This is a genomic window from Mesorhizobium sp. IMUNJ 23232, from assembly GCF_044326205.1.
Taxonomy (GTDB): Bacteria; Pseudomonadota; Alphaproteobacteria; order Rhizobiales; family Rhizobiaceae; genus Kumtagia.
Genome location: NZ_JBIRCY010000096.1, coordinates 1 through 18,131, shown reverse-complemented (window position 1 = coordinate 18,131; position 18,131 = coordinate 1). Strand labels below are relative to the sequence as shown.

Genomic DNA, 18,131 nt, shown 5'->3' with positions numbered 1-18,131 from the left:
CTGTCGGCGCCTGGCCAAGGACTGGGAATGCCTCAACGCCAGGGCACTCGCTTTCCTAAAGCTCGCCTCCATCCGCCTCATGATCAGAAGACTTTGTAATCCATCATAAAGTTACCGGACTGACTCTTAAAAAGCGAACATCTGTCGATAGTTAGGTTGAATTATCTGCAGCAAGTACAGGTTGCTGCAGCACTTTCCACAACCTTGGAAAGGTTATTCCATCTGGACGCGATGTTTAGCCGACCTGCCAAGAATCCGCTTTTTGGAAGGTTATTTAAAATTGTAGTTGCGGAAGACCACAGAAATGACGTAGCGTAAAAAGAAAAAGCCTATTCATTTTCCAAAGTTCTTTACCTCCAGGGCGCGGGGGGGATCACGAGTTCATGTGATCTTCGCGCAGCTGGATCGGGGCCTTCTTGATATCCAGTTTCTTGGCGCGTCGTGAGATCGCGTCGGGGGACTTGTTTTGTCTAGTCTCGTGACGGTCGCCGTCATCGCGACAATTGCATGGACAATTGGATTGGCGCCGCACGATTCACCTTTGCCGGACCTTCCGAAACCAACCCGCTGGGCAGGATATGCCTGCATGGACGGGCTCATCCTCCTTGAGCCCGGACGGAGCGCCACGGCGAAACTTCAACCTGAAAATCTGTCATCAAACGGGAGTGACATATGACCACGACACCTATTCTCTGGCGTGCCGACCAGCAGGCCAACACCACCGACAGCGGCACCACTGGCGACGACCAGACCGGCATCAAGATGGTCGGGCTTGCCAACGGCAATTTCGTTGCGCTGTGGGAATCCAACACGGATGACGGTGCAGGCAGCTCGGGCGGCACTGACATTATCGGCCAGCTCTACGACGCCGAAGGCAATCCGATCGGCAGCGAATTCCGCGCCAATCAAGGTTTCTTCGCCGACGACGAAGGCGACTTCACCGCAGCGGGGCTGCCTGGCGGCGGTTTCGTGATCGCCTATGAGGACACGGACGTCAACGGCACGGCGATCCGCTACAACATCCTCGACGCCAACGGCGTCAACGTCACCACCGGCACGATCGCGTCCGACCCTGGCGCGCAGGATCTTGGCGCGCCCTCCGTCACCGTCAACACGGACGGCAGCTTCCTCGTCGCCTATCAGCAGCGCAATGTCGGCGCCTCCACCGAAACCCACGCGACCATCGTCGATTCGGCCGGCGTCGCCGGCTTGCCCTTCCTGCTGCTTGCCGCCGGGCTCTCCAGCGACGTCGGCGCCAACGGACAGCAGGTCGACGTCACGACGCTCGTCAACACCGTGACCCCCGGATCTCCCGGCAACTACGTGATCATCGCTCGCCAGATCTCAGGCGACAACGGCTTCAACATGCGCATCGTCAATTCGACAGGCGGCAACGTGCTTGGCTTCACTGAAGTGTCCGGCACGCTGGGCGACGGCGAATCGGACGTCGCGCCGACTGTCGCCGCGCTCTCCGGCGGCGGTTTTGTCGTCGTCTGGCAGAACACCGACGCCAACGACACCGACATCCTGTTCCAGCGCTACGATGCAGCCGGCGTTGCGCAGGGTGGCCAGGTGAACGTCGACGACGACAGCGGTACGGACAACGACGTGACGCCTGATGTGGTCGGTCTCAGCGACGGCGGGTTCGTGGTCGTCTGGGACAACAACGAGGCGGGCAACATCGCGATGAAGCGGTTTGACGCCAACGGCGCGCTGGTCGGCTCCGAGCAGGTCGTCGCCACCGACCTCTTCGTCAACAACGGCACGCCGAGCATCTCGCTGTCCGATGACGGCCGGCTGCTGGTGAGTTGGGGAACCTCCATCTTCACCGGTGGTATCAACTTCGACAACGATGTGCGCTTCGCCGTCTGGGATCCGCGCGAGATCACCGTCACCGGCGACGGTACCGGTGAGGTCATCACCGCTTTCGCCGATGGCGGCACGGTGAATGCCGGCGGCGGCAACGACACCATCTTCGGCCGGGACACGGCGGATATACTGAGAGGCGAGGACGGTGACGACACCATCCACGGCCGCGGTGGCGACGACACAATCGAAGGCGGCTTCAACGGCGACACGATCTTCGGCGAGGACGGCAACGACACCATCTTTGCCATGACGCAGGCTCTTCCCGATGATTCGGGTGTTTCCGACACCATTTCCGGCGGCAATGGCGACGACACCATCACCGGCTCGGCTGCCGGCGACACCATCGGCGGCGACGCCGACAATGACAGGCTCGACGGCGGCGGCGGCGCCGACAACCTCCAGGGCGGGGCGGGCTTGGACACCTTCGTCTATAACACCGGCGAGGCCGTTTCGGGCGAGATCATCGACGGCGGCGCCGATGACGACAGGGTGCTGGCCCAGTCGGACGAGACCTTCGTCGACGCGACGTTTATCAGCATCGAGGAGATCGAGTTCGACGCCAGCTTCATCGCCCCTCGTTCCGTAACCGTCGCCGCGGCGCAGATCGGAGCGGGCCTCGCCAGCAATCTGGTTGTCGACTTCAACGCCAACAACACGGTCGACAAGTTCCGCGTCGAAATGCTCGGCGCGACCAGCGTCGACCTGTCGTTGTTCCAGATCGTCGACTTCGACCCGGCCGGCACCGAGAATGACCGCATCATCATCCTCGGCGATGCCGACGACGAGACCATGCGCGGAACCATTTTCCGCGACGAACTTTTCGGCCAGGACGGCAACGATGTCCTGGACGGCGGACAGGCCGACGATCTTCTGTCGGGTGGGCTTGGATTGGACCGGGCTTCTTATGCCAACGGTGGACCTGTGACCGCCAATCTGTTTGACGCCGCGAAGAACACCGGCGAGGCCACGGGCGATACCTACGCGTCGATCGAGAACTTGACGGGCTCAGGCTTCAACGACGACCTGACCGGCAACAATGGCGGCAACAGCATCATCGCCGGAGCCGGCGACGATATCGTCGCCGGTCTCAACGGTGACGACAGCATGTTCGGTCAGGACGGCAATGACGTCCTGGAGGGCGGTGTCGGCGCCGACAATATGTCCGGTGGCGCCGGCAACGACCGCGCGACCTACGCCAACGCCGCGGCTGGCATCGTGGCGGCTCTGCTCAGCCCGGCGCAGAATACCGGCGAGGCGCTGGGCGATATCTTCACCTCGATCGAGAATCTGACTGGCTCGAAATTCGACGACACGCTGAAGGGCACCAACAGTGTCAACAGCCTGATCGGCGGCGAGGGCGACGATACGATCGTCGGCTTCGGCGGCGACGACAGCCTGTTCGGCCAGGACGGCAACGACGTGCTGAACGGCGGCACCGGCGCCGACAATCTGTCGGGCGGCCTCGGATTCGACCGGGCAACCTATGAGGATGCCACTGCCGGCGTGACCGCCGCGCTGCTCAGCCCGGCGACCAACACCGGAGACGCGGCCGGCGATACCTTCACTTCGGTCGAGAATCTGACCGGTTCGGACTTCGACGACAAGCTGACGGGCACCAACAGCCTCAACAGCCTAATTGGCGGCGACGGCAAGGACACTCTTATCGGCCTTGGCGGCGACGACAATTTGTTCGGCCAGGATGGCGACGATACTTTCGATGGCGGCGCCGGTGCGGATGATTTCTCCGGCGGCGCTGGCACCGATACCGTCACCTACAACAGCGCCGCTGCGGGCGTGGTGGCAAGCCTCGCCGCCCCGGCGACCAACACCGGCGACGCGCTGGGCGACACCTATTCGTCGACCGAGAATGTCACCGGTTCCGCCTTTGGCGACACGCTGACCGGCAACAACGTCATCAACGTCATCATTGGCGGCGCCGGCTCGGATACGCTCAACGGAAGGGGCGGGAACGACACGCTGACCGGCAACGCGGGCAAGGACCAGTTCCTGTTCGATACGGCGGTTGGCGCCACCAACGTCGATACCATCACCGATTTCATCTTCGTCGATGACACCATCCGCCTTGAGAACACAATCTTCAATGCAATCGTCGGCACGGGCACGCTGACCGCGGCGCAGTTCGTCGCCAATGCCAGCGGTACGGCGGCTGACGCCAACGACCGCATCATCTACGAGACCGACACCGGCAACATCTTCTACGACACCAATGGCAATGCCGCCGGTGGATCGACGCTGTTCGCCATCGTCGACGCCGGCCTCGGCATCACCAACGCAGACTTCCTCATCATCTGACGAAGTCCTCCGGCCCTGCTGCCGGACCAAGACGTAAGGCGCCGGGAGCATCACCGCTCCCGGCGCTTTTCTTTTTCGTGTCGCTTGCTGGTCATGTCGATTGGTGGCGCAACTCGCTACGGCATGCTGTCTTGCCACGCGGCCGATCATATCCGGCCGGGCCTTCAAGTGGGCGGCGTGCCGTTCTCCGCCAGCACCGCACCGGCCAGATAGAGCGATCCGCCAATCAGGATGCGTGGCGGCGTTTCACGTGAATCCCACGTATCGCGCAACAACATCAAGGCATTGGCCACTGAGTTAACCGGTTCGGCCGAGAGCCCCGCCTCAATCGCCCGCGCCGCCAGCTCGGAATTCGGCACGCCTGCGTCGCTCGAACTTACCGGAACTGTGAAAACGTGCCTGGCTATCCCCTTGAAAGCACGGAAATATCCGCCCTGATCCTTGGTGTTGATCATGCCGCAGATCAGGAAAAGCGGTCGTGAAAAACGTTCCTCCTGTTCCGTCAAAGCCTCGGCGACGACCAGGCCGGCACCCGGATTGTGGCCGCCGTCGAGCCAGATTTCCGCGCCTTCGGGCGCCATGCCGACCAGCCTACCTTGCGCCAGCCTCTGCATGCGCCCCGGCCAAGCTACTGACGTCATCGCCTTTTCTGCAGCGCGGTGGCCGATGTCGAAGCCTGCCGCCTTCACCGCGGCGATCGCCGCCGCGGCATTCGCATATTGATGCCGGCCGGGCAGGCGCGGCGGCGGCAGGTCCATCAACCCGTCCTCATCCTGGTAGATCATCCGCCCGTTTTCTTCATAGGCCATGAAATCCTGGCCGTAGGCGGTCACCGGGCTGTCTAGCCGCTGCGCCGTCTGGGTGATAACCTCCAGCGCGGTTTCGGAATCCTGTGCGCCGACCACCACCGGACAGCCCTGCTTGATGATGCCGGCCTTCTCCGCCGCGATCAGTTCGACACGGTCGCCGAGATATGCCTCGTGGTCGAGCGACACCGGCATGATCAGGGTAACCGCCGGATTCAAAATGACATTCGTCGCGTCGAACCGTCCGCCGAGTCCAACCTCGATGATCGCTACATCGGCCGGATGCTCCGAAAAAAGGAGGAAGGTCACGGCCGTCAGGATCTCGAAAACCGTGATCTTTTCGCCGCGATTGGCTTCCGCCACCCGTGCCACCGCGTCGGCCAGCACCCTGTCCTCGACCGGTTTTCCGCCGCCCGGCGCGGCAAGCCTGTAGCGCTCATGCCAGTTCACCAGATGTGGCGAAGTATGGACATGCACCGAAAACCCTTCCGCCTCCAGCAGGGCACGCGAAAAGGCGGCGGCCGAGCCTTTGCCGTTGGTTCCGGCGATATGGATCACCGGCGGCAGCTTGAGATGCGGATCACCGAGGCGGCCGAGCAAGCGGGTGATGCGGTCCAGCGAAAGGTCGAAACCTTTCGGATGCAGCGTCATCAGGCGATCGATCTCGCGCTCGGCGAGGCTGCTGGTGCTGTGCTTGGTCATCGAGACCGATGCTTTCTGAAAAGATCCGGACGGGCCGATGGTCGGTCGCAAGTGGCCGGCGCGCTTGTCCGTTCGCGCCAGCGACCGTTCAGGCTCCGGCGCGTTGTTCCCCGCCGTTCGGCGCCGGTGGATGAAAATCGGCCTTCGCGGCACCGTTCGCTTCGCCCGGCACTTTCATCCATATTTTCAAAAGCCTGGCCACCGTCGCCTTCATCTGCAGGCGGGACACGACCATGTCGACCATGCCGTGATCCATCAGATATTCGGCGCGCTGGAACCCTTCCGGCAGTTTTTCGCGGATCGTCTGCTCGATGACGCGCGGCCCGGCAAAGCCGATCAGCGCGCCGGGCTCGGCGATATGAACGTCGCCCAGCATCGCATAGGAGGCGGTAACGCCGCCGGTTGTCGGATTGGTCAGCACGACGATGTAGGGGAGGCCGGATTCCTTGAACCGGTCGACCGCCACCGTCGTGCGCGGAAGCTGCATCAGGGAGAGAATTCCTTCCTGCATGCGCGCCCCGCCCGACGCCGCGAACAGCACCAGCGGCCGCCGCTTCTCGCGCGCAGTGTCGAAGGCGCGGATGATCGCCTCGCCGGCCGCCATGCCGAGCGAGCCACCCATAAAAGCGAAATCCTGTACCGTGGCGACGATCGGCAGGCCTTCGATTGTGCCCAGCGCGTTCAGCACCGCGTCTTCCAGGCTGGTCTTGGTCCTGGCTTCCTTCAACCGATCGACGTATCGCTTCTCGTCGCGGAATTTCAGCGGATCGGCGACAACCTTCGGATTATCGATCAGTTCGAATTTTCCGTCGTCGAAGAAGAACTTCAGCCGGTCGCGCGCAGCGATCTTCATATGATATCCCGACGACGGGATCACCCACTGGTTGCCTTCCAGGTCCTTGTGAAAGACCATCTCGCCGCTCTCCGGATCCTTGATCCAGAGGTTTTCCGGCATGTCGCGGCGCCCGAGCATGGAGTTGATGCGCGGGCGGACGTAATTGGTTATCCAGTTCATGGGTTTGGTTCCTTTGAACGGGGGATTTTCAGGCCGGGACAGCGAGCCGCGCAGCGCGCACGCCTTGCGCCAGTCCGCCGACCAGCGTCGCGACGGCTTCCGCCGGGTCGGCCGTCTTTTCGCCCTTCGGGCCCAACACGTTGGCGACGGCATTGACGATCGCCGTACCAACCACGACGCCGTCGGCCGATCCGCCGATAATTCGTGCCTGCTCGGCAGTCTTCACGCCGAACCCGACGCAGACCGGCAGGTCAGTATGGTCCTTGATGCGCCTGACCGCATCGGCCACCTTGGCGGTGTCGGCCAGCGCCGATCCGGTGATGCCCGTCATCGACACATAATAGACGAAGCCCGATGTGTTTTCGAGCACCTTGGGCAGGCGCCTGTCGTCGGTGGTCGGGGTGGCCAGCCGGATGAAGTTGATGCCCGCCTTCAGCGCAGGGACACAGAGTTCGGCATCCATTTCCGGCGGCAGGTCGACGACGATCAGTCCGTCTATGCCGGATCGTTTCGCATCCGAAAGGAATTTTTTCACGCCGTAGATGTAGATCGGATTATAGTAGCCCATCAGCACGATCGGCGTGTCGTTATCAGTCTTGCGGAAGTCTTCGGCCATCGCCAGCGTCTTGACCAGCGTCTGTCCGCCCTTCAGCGCGCGCAATCCGGCCGCCTGGATCGCCGGCCCGTCGGCCATCGGATCAGAGAATGGCATGCCGAGCTCGATCACATCTGCGCCGGCTTTGGACAGCGCCTTCATGATGCTGAGCGAGGTCTCATAATCCGGATCGCCGCCCATGAAATAGGTGACGAGCGCTGGCCTGCCTTCGGCGCGGAGTTTTTCGAAACGGCGATCGATGCGGGTGTTGGTCATGTTGAGCGCCTGAAATTGATTCGGTGATATGTGTCGCCAGCCCTTCCGTGGAACGTTTGCAACGTTCCTTCGTGAACCAAAATTGCGTTCACATATGCAACGGCACTATCGTCACTGCGATCTCCTCCGTCGCGCAAGCACCGTCCCACGATCGCATAAAGGTTTTGTGGAACGGCCGCGCCGGCGTCGCCTTCCGCGACAGAGAAAATTTGATTTGGTGCAGCGAAAATCGCGTCCCAGATCAAATTCCATGTAGGCTGCTTTACTTTAAAGGCAGGGTTGTCGTCTCCTCTTAATGGCTCGATGTATGTGCCTTCTTCAGTCCTTCGATAGTAGAATGGAGTGTTGCGCCCGTGTCTGAGACCGATCGTTTGGAGAACCCTCATTGTCAAATCTCCATGCCCATCATCTTGGCGACCGTATGCACGTCCTTGTCGCCGCGGCCGGAAAGATTGGCGATGATGATCTGGTCCTTGCCCATCGTCGGCGCCACCTTGATGACATGGGCGATGGCGTGGGCGGATTCCAGCGCCGGGATGATGCCTTCGACGCGGGTCGTCACCTGGAAGGCGTCGAGCGCTTCGTCGTCGAGGATAGGCACGTAGTCGACGCGGCCGCTGTCGCGCAGCCAGCTATGTTCGGGGCCGACGCCGGGATAGTCGAGGCCGGCCGAGATCGAATGGCCGTCAAGGATCTGCCCGTCCTCGTTCTGCAGCAGATAGGTGCGGTTGCCGTGCAGCACGCCCGGTCTGCCGGCGTTCATCGAGGCGCAATGCTCGACTCCTTGCAGGCCGCGCCCGCCCGCCTCGATGCCGACGATTTTTACGTCGCGGTCGTCGAGGAAAGGGTGGAAGATGCCAATTGCGTTGGAGCCGCCGCCTACCGCCGCGACGATCAGGTCGGGCAGCCGGCCTTCCTGCTCCAGAATCTGCTGGCGTGCCTCCGTGCCGATCACCGACTGGAAGTCGCGCACCATCTCCGGATAGGGATGCGGGCCGGCCGCCGTGCCTATCAGGTAATAGGTGTCGTGTACATTAGTGACCCAGTCGCGCAGCGCCTCGTTCATGGCGTCCTTCAGGGTGCCGTGGCCGGATTCGACCGGCCTGACCTCCGCGCCAAGCAATTTCATGCGAAACACGTTCGGGCTCTGCCGGGCGACGTCGGTGGAGCCCATATAGACCACGCAGGGATAGCCGAAGCGCGCGGCGACCGTCGCCGAGGCCACGCCGTGCTGGCCCGCACCGGTCTCGGCGATGAGCCGCGTCTTGCCCATGCGCCTGGCGAGAAGAATCTGGCCGAGGCAGTTGTTGATCTTGTGCGAGCCGGTGTGATTCAGATCCTCGCGTTTCAGATAAATCTTGGCACCGCCGAGGTGTTTTGTCAGGCCTTCAGCGAAATAGAGTTTTGACGGCCGCCCGGCATAGAAGGTGGAGAGCGCCGAAAGCTCGGCCTTGAAGGCCGGATCATGCTTGGCCTCATCCCAGTGCTGCTGCAGGTCGAGGATCAGCGGCATCAGTGTTTCGGCGACGAAACGCCCGCCGAACATGCCGAACATGCCCTGGTCGTCGGGCCCGGTCTTGAAGGAATTCGGTTCGATCGGCTTGTTCATAGTGGTTCCTGGATCGCTACAGGGGACAGTTTACTTATTTCCGCACGCGCGAACTCTCGGCCGCCCGCGCCTTTCCGCGGAAATAAGTAAACTGTCCCCGCTATCTCGCTTAAGCCTTTCCGCGGCGAAAAGTAAACCGCCGCCTGCGACCTCTCATGCCGCGCGGCCGGCGCGCGCCGCCTTGACGGCTCGGAAGAAGCCGCCGATCAAGCTGACGTCCTTCACACCCGGCGCGCTTTCGACGCCTGACGAGATGTCGATGCCAGGCGGGTTTGCAAGCTGCAAGGCCTCGCCGATGTTCTGGGCGTTCAGGCCGCCGGAAAGCAGATAGTCGAGCTTCGAGTCGAGCTTTTGCAGCAACTGCCAGTCAAAGGAGACCCCATTGCCGCCGGGCAATTCGGAACCTTTCGGTGGTTTTGCGTCGAACAGAAAACGGTCGGCGATGCCGAGGTAGGGTGCAATCCGGTCGAGATCAGCCGCCTCGCTCACCGAAAGCGCCTTCATCACCGGCAGGCCGTAGCGCACCTTTACGGCGGCAACCCGTTCCGGCGTCTCCTTGCCGTGAAGCTGAAGCAGATCAGGCTTCATTTCGGATACGATACGATCGAGGAAGGCATCGTCGGCGTCGACCACCACCGCCACAGCCTTTGCACGTCCGCGTGCCGCTTCGCGCAGGCGCCCGGCCAGTTCAGGCTCGACATAACGCGGGCTCTTGGCGAAGAAGATGAAGCCGATATAGCTCGCCCCGCCGTCAAGCGCGGCGGCGATTGTCTCTGGCGTTTTCAGGCCACAGATCTTTATGTCGAGCGGCATTGTCGCGCATTCGCATGAATTTCGGGCGGAGTCGAGACAAAGCCGACCAAACACGCCGGACCGTGGCTGATACCCGCCTAGGAAATGCGGCAATCGTGGCGCGGCGCTCCATCGTCGCGCGATGCCGATAAAAACCGTAGTCGATCTCGGTCGGCGGCGCCGTGTCGCCAAACAACTGCCTGTCGAATTCAGGGCGTTCCATCGTCTTCGCTCCAGCGGATTTCCAGAGCGAAAGCTATCATTTCCATCGAGGCGCATAATCAGCTAAGGTAGCTACAGACTCATGACTGGATTTCACGAATGGCTGCTTCTGACGAGATGTCCGCATTCGTCCGCGTCGTCGATCTCGGCAGTTTCGCGCGCGCTGCGGAGGATTTGCGGCTGACGCCGTCGGCCCTGTCGAAGCTGGTGTCGCGGCTGGAGGACCGGCTCGGCGTCCGCCTGCTGACGCGCACGACGCGCCGGCTGGCGCTGACCGCCGAAGGCGCGCTCTATCTGGAAAGGGCTCGCGAAGTGCTCGACCTCATCGAACGAGCCGAAGCCGACATATCTTCGTTTCGAGGCAAGCCGAAGGGCCTGCTGCGCCTCAATTCCAGCACCGGTTTCGCCCGCCAGACCCTGCTGCATGCGATACCGGCATTCCTGGTGCGGTTTCCGGAGGTTTCCGTCGATATGTCGCTAACGGACAGGCTGGTCGACCCTGTTGCCGAGCAAGTCGACATCGTCATTCGCGGCAGTCCTTCCGCCGGGTCCGACCTTGTCGTGCGAAAACTGGCGGAGGGCCGCCGTCTGGTCTGCGCGGCGCCTTCCTACCTGGCGCAACATGGGACGCCGCTTTCGGCGGCCGATCTTCTTCCGCACAATTGCCTGGCCCTGTCGGGTCAGTCCCCGCCGACGACCTGGCCTCTGGCAACCGAGGACGGCGTGGTTCAGTTCCTTCCGAAAGGCGACTTTGCCTGCGACAATGTCGGCATGCTGTTCGACATGGCGGTGGCTGGCCACGGCATTGTCCGGCTGGCCGATTTTGTCGTCGGCAAGGCGGTTGCCGAAGGCCAACTGGTGGAAATCCTGGCCGACATAAACCGATCTGACACGATCTCACTGTGGGCGCTTGTGCCGAAAGGCCGTTTTCGCTCGCAGCGTGTCCAGGCATTTCTGGATTTTTTTATGGAGGATTGGCTAAACGGCGGCTCGTCATGAGACGCTGAATCGGGCGATGACCAGACAGGCTACTCGAACCCGATCGCCTGCAGCGCGCTGCCGTTCTTCTTAAGCCAGGCCTTGCAACGCTCCGTGTCCGGGCAAAGCTCTTCGCACAGTTTCCAGAATTTCGGCCCGTGGTTCATCTCTTTCAGATGCGCCACCTCATGCGCCACGAGGTAGTTGATCACCGGTTTCGGCGCCATCATGATGCGCCAGGAGAAGGAGAGGTTGCCGTCCGCCGTGCATGAGCCCCAGCGGCTCGACGTGTCCTTGAAGCGGATTGTTTTCGCCTTGCGCCCAACCACGGCCGTGTGTTTTTCGACCAGCGGTTCGATTTCTTTCTTGGCCTCTCGTTTCAGAAAGTCGGCGAGCCGGCGCGAAAGATGGCGGCGGTCGCCGAAGACGGCGAGTTCCGGCCCGTCAAAACCTTGGCGGATTTCGACTGTGCCGCGGGTGGCCGGTTCGTGCACGATGAGGTGGGTTACGCCGCGCACGGGAATCTTGATGCCGGGCCGCACCTGCGGTTTTTCCGGCACTTTTGCCAGCTTCTGCTCCAGCCAGCCCTGGTGGCGAGTCAGAAAACGCTCGACCTCGCCGCGCGCCAGTCCCGGCGGCACGGTGATGCGCAGGCCCTGCCCGCCGGCATCGATGCGCAGCGTCAGCCGCCGCGCCCGATCGTTCTCGACGATGCGCAACGGCAATTGACGCCCCGCAACGTCATGCACCCGCAACTCGGCGGGCGCGACGGGTCGGGGCTTGGGCTTCAGGAAACCGAAAGGCATCGGCTGACGATACGTGATTCTTTCGGTTTGCGCCTGAAATCGAAGCTTAAGATAGTTCGGTAGCGTCGCGTTGACCTGGCGATGAGCGCATCGCGGCCAGCGGGGCCGGATTCCATGCCGCATGGCTGATAATTTCAGGCGGAAAGCGGTGGCGCTATGGAGATGTTCGGCAGGTTCAGCGGAGTGGTCGGTCACGGACCCATATACGACGCCAGCTTTCACGCCAAATTAAGGCGAAGCTACCCCACGAATAATCTTCGACATGCCTCGCTTCGCGGATTTCCGTCAGCCTTCCGATAACGTTGCAGTGCCGATAAGTGCCGGCGTTTCGGATCGCCGCTCAGATCACCACGAAATCGGCGGCGGTCAGGTGGGGTCCGCCGGTCAACACCGCGAACTTGACGTTGCCGAAGGAGTTGCCCGAGCCGTCGGCATCGTAATAGAGACCGCCGGTATCGGAGTTGTAGATGACGCGGTCGTTGGTGTCCTTCACTCCGGTTGCGATATCCTTGAAGTAGCCGGAGAGCAAAGCGCCGGTGGATGCGAAGGCCGTGAATACGGCGTTGTCGAGTTGGATCGTATCGTCGGCCACGCTGTAGTCGGTGATGGTGTCGACATTCGTCGCTAAATTCAGTGCCGAATTGAAGACGAAAACGTCCTTGCCCGCGCCGCCGCCAACGATGTCGTTGCCGTCATAACTCTTGAACACGTCAGCGCCAGTGCCGCCGGAAAGCACGTTCACATTGTTGTCGCCGAACAGGGAATCGTCGAAGCTCGATCCGGTCAGTTTCTCGATCGACGAATAACTGTCGCCCTTGGCCTCGCCGCTGTTGATCGCTGCGTTGGCGAGGCTGGCAACGACGCCGGCGGTGGCTCCCGCATAGGAGGCGGTGTCGCTGCCGGCGCCACCGACCAGGGTGTCCGCGTCCGTCCCGCCGATCAGCACATCATTGGCGTCGTCGCCATAGAGCGTGTCGTCGCCGCCATACCCCTTGATCGTATCCAGGCCGTTGCGGCCACGAATGGCGTTGACGGCGTTGTCGCCGTTCACCGCATCGTTATAGGCGGAGCCGACCAGGTTCTCGATCGAGGCATAGGTGTCGCCGGCGGCCTCGCCGCTGTTGATCGACGGGTTGGCGAGGCTGGCGACCACCGCGCTTGTCGCATTGGCATAGGAAGCCGTGTCGGTGCCGTCGCCGCCATCAAGATGGTCGGCGCCGAGCCCGCCCTTGAGCGTATCGCTGCCGCCACCGCCGCTCAGCCTATTGGCGAAAGCGTTCCCGCGCAGATCATCGTCGTAGTTGGTGCCGGCAAGGTTCTCGATGGAGTCATAAAAGTCCCCAGCCGCGTCGCCCGTATTGGACCCGGCATTTTCCAGCCAGGCGAGCACGCTGGCAAGCGCCGTGGAATAGCTCGCCGTGTCGAGGCCGCTGCCGCCGATCAGGTCATCGGCCCCCGCGCCTCCGATCAAAGCGTCGTCGCCGCCCAGACCTTGCAAAGTATTGGCGGCGCCGTTGCCTGTCATCACATTGGCAAGCGCATTGCCGTCCAATTCGAAGGCGATGGACCCGGAGACGGTCATGTTCTCCACATTATCGGGGAGAGCATAGAAATCGGCGATGAAACTCGGGTTGTGCAGGGCGGTGACAAAGACGATGTCGATGCCCTCGTTCGAGTTCTCGACCACCACGTCGTAAGGGGTGGACGTCGCGGTCGCGAGGTCGTCAAGATAGTACTTGTCGTCGCCCGCGCCGCCGGAGAGGGTGTCGAGACCGGCATAGCCGGCAAGCTTGTCGTTGCCTGAATTGCCGTAAAGCTTGTTCGCTCCCGTGTTGCCGTAAAGTGTGTTGTTGCCTATGTTGCCGAAGAGGTTGAAGTTCAGGCTGCCGGTAATTTCCGCGGTCTCGACGTTGCTGGGAAGCACATAGGAGTCGGACCAGCCGTCGATGTGAATCGGGTTGAGAATGACATGGTCATTTCCCTCGTTCGCGTTCTCGGAAACCAGATCGTAGGCGCCGCCTGGCCGGTCGTTCAGATTGTAGCGGTCGTTGCCGGCGCCACCGAGCAGGAAATCCTGGCCGTTGCCGCCGTCCAGCGTGTCGTCGCCGCCTTCGCCGTAGAGCCAGTTGCCGCCGATGTCATCGAAGAGTGTGTTGCCGGAGTTGTTGCCGTGCAGGCTGAAGCCTGACGCGTTGGCGCCGACGATCGCGCCGACCTCGACATTGGCGGTCATGGTGTAGGACCGGACAGCACTGCTCACGTCCCTCACCAGAACCGTGTCCTTGCCGCCGGAGACATTCTCGACCACCGTGTCGTAGGCACCGTTCGTCACGTCGAACAAATTGTAGACATCGTTGCCGACGTTGCCCTTCAGCGTATCGATACCGGCGCCGCCATCCAACGTGTCATTTCCGGCCCCGCCGTCGAGCGTATCGTTGCCGCCCAGGCCGCTGAGCGTGTTGGAGCCGATGTCGTCGAACATCTGGTTGGCCAAATCGTTGCCGGTCAGGGTGAAGCCGTTGGAAGTGGGATCGACAAGCGCGCCGTTCTCGACGCCGACCTGGAAGTTGTAGTGATCGGGTCCGCCGGCCACCCGCTTGACCCAGACGGTATCAATACCACCTGCCGGATCGGTCACTTCGCTGACGTTGTCATATGCGCCACTGACATCGTAGAGCAGGTAAAGATCGTTTCCCGTGCCGCCGGCAAGATAGTCGAAACCGCCTCGCCCATTCAGCGTATCGTCGCCGCCATTGCCGTTCAGTTGATTGAGGGCATTGTTGCCGGAGATGGTGTCGTTGCCGGATCCGCCGCTGCCGTTCTCGATGAGGACGCCGTTGGCAATGGTGAAGCCGCCGTGATAGCGCGTGTTGGTGACGGGATCGGTGACGCTGTTGAGCGCGCCGCCGCCGATGTCGGAATTGTCCAGGGTCGCCGCGCGCAGGTCGATCGTGGCATTGGCGCTGCCGCCATAGGCGATGGTGTCGGTTCCGGCGGTGTCCCAGATGCAGGTCCAGTACGTGCCGGCGGCATTGGTGTCGGGCAGCCAGTAAGTGTCGCTGCCGGTATTGCGGACGGTGGCGCCGTAGAGATACTGGATCGCCGCGATGTCGAAGGCCATCGGGCCGGAATAATAGCCGTAGCGGGAATCGCCGGCCACCTGCTCGAACTGGTTATAGGACATGACCGTATAGACGGTCTGGTTCAGATTGTTGTCGCCGAGGTCGCCGAACTCCGCGCCGGGGGTCACGCCGGGGAAGACGCCCGAGCCGCCACCCGTGTCGTGCGGATGCGCGAGGCCGAGCGCATGGCCGAGTTCGTGGACGAAGGTGGAATAGCCCTCCCCGCCCACCACCAGCCCGGCCTCGTCATAGGCGAGCGCGCCGCCGTGCGACTGAAGCGAGTAGGCCTCGTAGTTGTAGCGTCCCTGCTCCTGGTTGCTGACGGCGAGCTGCGGCGTGTCGTGGTCGGCAAGGGCGATCGTGTTCGGCTCCGGGTCGAAGGTCGAATTCGGAACCGAATGCTCGACCATGTTGGCCTGGGATTCGTCGAAAACCTCCTGGAAGGTCAGGTTGGCGACATTGGCCCAGGATTGCAGGGCGGCGCGGTAGGCGTTCTTCTCGGCATTGGTCCAGGCCGTGACATCATTGTCGAAGAAATAGGTGATGACGTTGGCGTTGCCGCTGGTGAAAACATTCTGCCAGTGCTGGCCGTCCCAGACCAAGGCATTCAAATATTCGTTCGTCGGCCTGGACTTGTCATTGACGACATATGAGGTCATGGCAATCACCGTGTTGAAGCTGTGAAAACTTCCCTAGGCCGATTGACGATTCCGGTCATGTCGGTTCGGGCTTACTGCTTGCCCGTTCCTTCCCGGGCATTCCCGGAGCAGTTGTGGCACAGTCGCGGTGCGATTTCCTCATGCGAACATACTATGCCGATGATACAGTGACGCGAACGGGATGACGAACCGGGCTTGGGCTGGCATGTCGACATCGCTTGCGCTTTTTTCGGAATTGGTCAGCGGTATCTACGATGCGTCGCTCGACGCATCGCTCTGGCAACAGGCCCTGAGCAATCTTGTTGGTGCGTTCGACGGCGAATGCGCCGCGTTGCTGATCCATTCACGGAAGTCGAGCCAGGCCCTCCATGCAAGCGTCGGACAGGACCACGCTTCGGTGGACAGCTACAATGCCTACTACGGCCAGATGGACCCGTTTGCTTCCGCTATCGAGCAGATGCCTGCCGGAAACATCTTCCGCTACGGGGACATCGTGGCGCCTGGGCTGCAGCGCCGCTCCGAGTTCTTTTGCGACTGGGCGGTGCCGAACAACATTGGCGACGGCGTTTTTGCCAGTCTCGTTCGTGACGAGGACAGGATCGCGTGGCTTGGCATCGGCTGGCGATCTCGGCTGGAGCCCGCCGACGACGACGAGAAGGCGCGCCTTATGCGCTTGCTTGTGCCACATATGCAGCAGGCGCTGCGCGTGCAATCGAGCCTGGGCGTGGTCGCGTCCCAGCAGCGCGGCACGTTGCGATCGCTGAACCGCATGGCGCACGGACTGGTGCTGTTCGCCGAAAACGGTGCGGTCCTGTTTGCCAACCGGGCCATGGAGCGCATCGCCGCCACCGACGATGGCCTGGCGCTCGCAGCCGGCTCGCTGTGCGTGATGCGCCGGGACGAGAATGCCACCTTGCAGCGCCTGATCAGCCGTGCTGCCGGCAGGACCGCGGGCGGCCCGAGGGAGAGCGGCACGCTCACGGTGACGCGCCCGTCGGCACGGCCACCTTTTGTGGTCCATGTGGTGCCGACGGAAACCGGCGCGGAGGAGTTTCCAACCGTAGGGGCGATGGCTGTGATCGTCGATATCGAACGGCAGCCGCGGGACCTGGCTTCCATGCTGCGGAACATCTACGGACTCACGCGGGCGGAGTCGACCGTCGCTTGCGAGGTGGTGCGCGGAGTGGGCCTCCAATCCGTGGCCGACAATATGTCGATCACGCTTTCGACGGTGCGCATCCACTTGCAGCGTATTTTCGAGAAGACGCACACGCACCGGCAGGCTGAACTGGCGCGACTGCTGCTTACGATCGAAGCCGCCGTCGAGCCATATGACGGCTTGCCGTGAACCTTTTGGAACGGTCGGTGTGAGGTAGACCCATCTACGACGCCAGCCCAAGTTAGAGCGGCGCTACCAATCGTTCCGGAGCCGCTGCTCAGAACGTGGCGTTGATGGGGCTCGGCCCGGTCCGGCCGTTCTTGCTGTCGAGCGCCGCGAACCCAGCCATGTCGTCGGCATCCAGCGTGAAATCGAACACCTCGAAATTCTGGGCGATGCGGGTCGGCGTCACCGATTTCGGGATGACGATCAGGCCCTGCTGCAGATGCCAGCGGATGATGACCTGCGCCGGCGAGCGCTCGTGTTTTGCGGCAATCCTGCCGATGGCCGCATCGTCGAGCAGACGACCGCTGCCGAGCGGGCTCCAGGATTCGGTGGCCACGCCGAGCTTTTCGTTGGCGGCGCGCACGTCCTTCTGCTGGAAGCGCGGGTGCAGCTCGATCTGGTTGAGCGCCGGCGCAACGCCGGTCTCGTCGACGATGCGCTGAAGGTGTTCAGGCTGGAAATTCGACACGCCGATGGAGCGGGCGCGGCCCTCTTCCTTCAGCCTCACCAGCGCTTTCCAGCTATCGGCATAGGCGTTGCGTTGCGGCGACGGCCAATGGATCAGATAGAGGTCTATGTAATCCGTGCCGAGGCGTTCCAGGCTTTTGTCGAAGGCGCGCAGCGCGCTGTCGAAACCCTGGTCGGCATTCCAGAGTTTCGTGGTGACGAACACGTCTTTTCGCGCAACGCCCGACTGCGCAATGCCGCGCGCCACGCCGCGCTCGTTGCCGTAGATCGCCGCCGTATCGATGTGCCGGTATCCGGCATCGAGCGCGGCGGCGACGGCCGAGTCGGCCACCTCATCCGGCGTCTGCCAGACGCCGAGCCCGATCTGCGGGATCGCGTTGCCATCGTTGAACATGATCGCGGGAACTTTGGTCATCGGCTCGTCCTCGGAGGTGGGAAGGGATTTTGTGGGAAATAGAAGAGCTGGGGAAAATGTTGAGGGAGGTGGAAAACGAAATCGGCGCCGCGGGTGCGGC

The 18,131-nt window shown here is 62.2% G+C and carries 11 protein-coding genes and 1 pseudogene; 4 read left to right on the top strand and 8 right to left on the bottom strand.

Annotated elements, in window-relative coordinates:
* A pseudogene (locus ACH196_RS35780) lies at nt 1-109 on the top strand (IS5/IS1182 family transposase); the annotation flags it as partial.
* 563 nt (nt 110-672) lie between these two features.
* Nucleotides 673-4,182, top strand: coding sequence for a beta strand repeat-containing protein (locus tag ACH196_RS35775; protein WP_396651588.1), 3,510 nt, complete (start codon nt 673-675; stop codon nt 4,180-4,182).
* 164 nt (nt 4,183-4,346) lie between these two features.
* Here the strand turns inward: ACH196_RS35775 and ACH196_RS35770 are convergent, their stop codons facing one another.
* The 5 genes from ACH196_RS35770 to ACH196_RS35750 form a co-directional block, all read right to left on the bottom strand.
* Entirely contained in the window at nt 4,347-5,690 is a 1,344-nt protein-coding gene (locus tag ACH196_RS35770) for a bifunctional folylpolyglutamate synthase/dihydrofolate synthase (protein WP_396651587.1), read from the bottom strand.
* An 88-nt stretch (nt 5,691-5,778) separates the two neighbouring features.
* The gene (accD, locus tag ACH196_RS35765; RefSeq protein WP_396651586.1) at nt 5,779-6,705 is read right to left on the bottom strand and encodes an acetyl-CoA carboxylase, carboxyltransferase subunit beta; all 927 of its coding nucleotides are present in this window, start codon (nt 6,703-6,705) and stop codon (nt 5,779-5,781) included.
* Between the two features lie 28 nt (nt 6,706-6,733).
* Nucleotides 6,734-7,576: a tryptophan synthase subunit alpha gene (trpA, locus tag ACH196_RS35760; RefSeq protein ID WP_396651585.1), complete on the bottom strand. Its 843-nt coding sequence runs from the start codon at nt 7,574-7,576 to the stop codon at nt 6,734-6,736.
* Nucleotides 7,577-7,964: 388 nt separating this feature from the next.
* A complete protein-coding gene (gene trpB, locus ACH196_RS35755) occupies nt 7,965-9,185 on the bottom strand; it encodes a tryptophan synthase subunit beta (protein WP_396651584.1) in 1,221 nt (406 codons plus the stop codon).
* 153 nt (nt 9,186-9,338) lie between these two features.
* Nucleotides 9,339-9,998, bottom strand: coding sequence for a phosphoribosylanthranilate isomerase (locus ACH196_RS35750; protein ID WP_396651583.1), 660 nt, complete (start codon nt 9,996-9,998; stop codon nt 9,339-9,341).
* A gap of 300 nt (nt 9,999-10,298) precedes the next feature.
* Here ACH196_RS35750 and ACH196_RS35745 point away from each other — a divergent pair, with 300 nt between their 5' ends.
* Nucleotides 10,299-11,198, top strand: a complete 900-nt coding sequence (locus ACH196_RS35745) for a LysR substrate-binding domain-containing protein (protein ID WP_396651582.1) — start codon at nt 10,299-10,301, stop codon at nt 11,196-11,198.
* 29 nt (nt 11,199-11,227) lie between these two features.
* Here the strand turns inward: ACH196_RS35745 and ACH196_RS35740 are convergent, their stop codons facing one another.
* Both ACH196_RS35740 and ACH196_RS35735 read right to left on the bottom strand, forming a co-directional pair.
* The gene (locus tag ACH196_RS35740; protein ID WP_396651581.1) at nt 11,228-11,983 is read right to left on the bottom strand and encodes a M48 family metallopeptidase; all 756 of its coding nucleotides are present in this window, start codon (nt 11,981-11,983) and stop codon (nt 11,228-11,230) included.
* A gap of 340 nt (nt 11,984-12,323) precedes the next feature.
* Entirely contained in the window at nt 12,324-15,764 is a 3,441-nt protein-coding gene (locus ACH196_RS35735) for a matrixin family metalloprotease (protein WP_396651580.1), read from the bottom strand.
* Nucleotides 15,765-15,969: 205 nt separating this feature from the next.
* Between ACH196_RS35735 and ACH196_RS35730 the strand changes: the two genes are divergently transcribed.
* Nucleotides 15,970-17,112 (top strand): helix-turn-helix transcriptional regulator, encoded by a 1,143-nt coding sequence (locus ACH196_RS35730; RefSeq protein ID WP_396651579.1) that lies wholly within the window; start codon nt 15,970-15,972, stop codon nt 17,110-17,112.
* An 88-nt stretch (nt 17,113-17,200) separates the two neighbouring features.
* On the opposite strand, the gene ACH196_RS35725 is transcribed toward ACH196_RS35730, so the two are convergent.
* Nucleotides 17,201-18,031 carry an aldo/keto reductase gene (locus ACH196_RS35725; RefSeq protein WP_396651578.1) on the bottom strand — a complete coding sequence of 277 codons (831 nt, stop codon included), beginning with the start codon at nt 18,029-18,031 and terminating at the stop codon, nt 17,201-17,203.
* Nucleotides 18,032-18,131 lie beyond the last annotated feature (100 nt).

Coding starts and splice junctions, on each gene's coding strand:
- ACH196_RS35775 (WP_396651588.1), top strand. CDS start 673: ATGACCACGACACCTATTCTCTGGCGTGCCGACCAGCAGGCCAACACC.
- ACH196_RS35770 (WP_396651587.1), bottom strand. CDS start 5,690: ATGACCAAGCACAGCACCAGCAGCCTCGCCGAGCGCGAGATCGATCGC.
- accD (WP_396651586.1), bottom strand. CDS start 6,705: ATGAACTGGATAACCAATTACGTCCGCCCGCGCATCAACTCCATGCTC.
- trpA (WP_396651585.1), bottom strand. CDS start 7,576: ATGACCAACACCCGCATCGATCGCCGTTTCGAAAAACTCCGCGCCGAA.
- trpB (WP_396651584.1), bottom strand. CDS start 9,185: ATGAACAAGCCGATCGAACCGAATTCCTTCAAGACCGGGCCCGACGAC.
- ACH196_RS35750 (WP_396651583.1), bottom strand. CDS start 9,998: ATGCCGCTCGACATAAAGATCTGTGGCCTGAAAACGCCAGAGACAATC.
- ACH196_RS35745 (WP_396651582.1), top strand. CDS start 10,299: ATGGCTGCTTCTGACGAGATGTCCGCATTCGTCCGCGTCGTCGATCTC.
- ACH196_RS35740 (WP_396651581.1), bottom strand. CDS start 11,983: ATGCCTTTCGGTTTCCTGAAGCCCAAGCCCCGACCCGTCGCGCCCGCC.
- ACH196_RS35735 (WP_396651580.1), bottom strand. CDS start 15,764: ATGACCTCATATGTCGTCAATGACAAGTCCAGGCCGACGAACGAATAT.
- ACH196_RS35730 (WP_396651579.1), top strand. CDS start 15,970: ATGTCGACATCGCTTGCGCTTTTTTCGGAATTGGTCAGCGGTATCTAC.
- ACH196_RS35725 (WP_396651578.1), bottom strand. CDS start 18,031: ATGACCAAAGTTCCCGCGATCATGTTCAACGATGGCAACGCGATCCCG.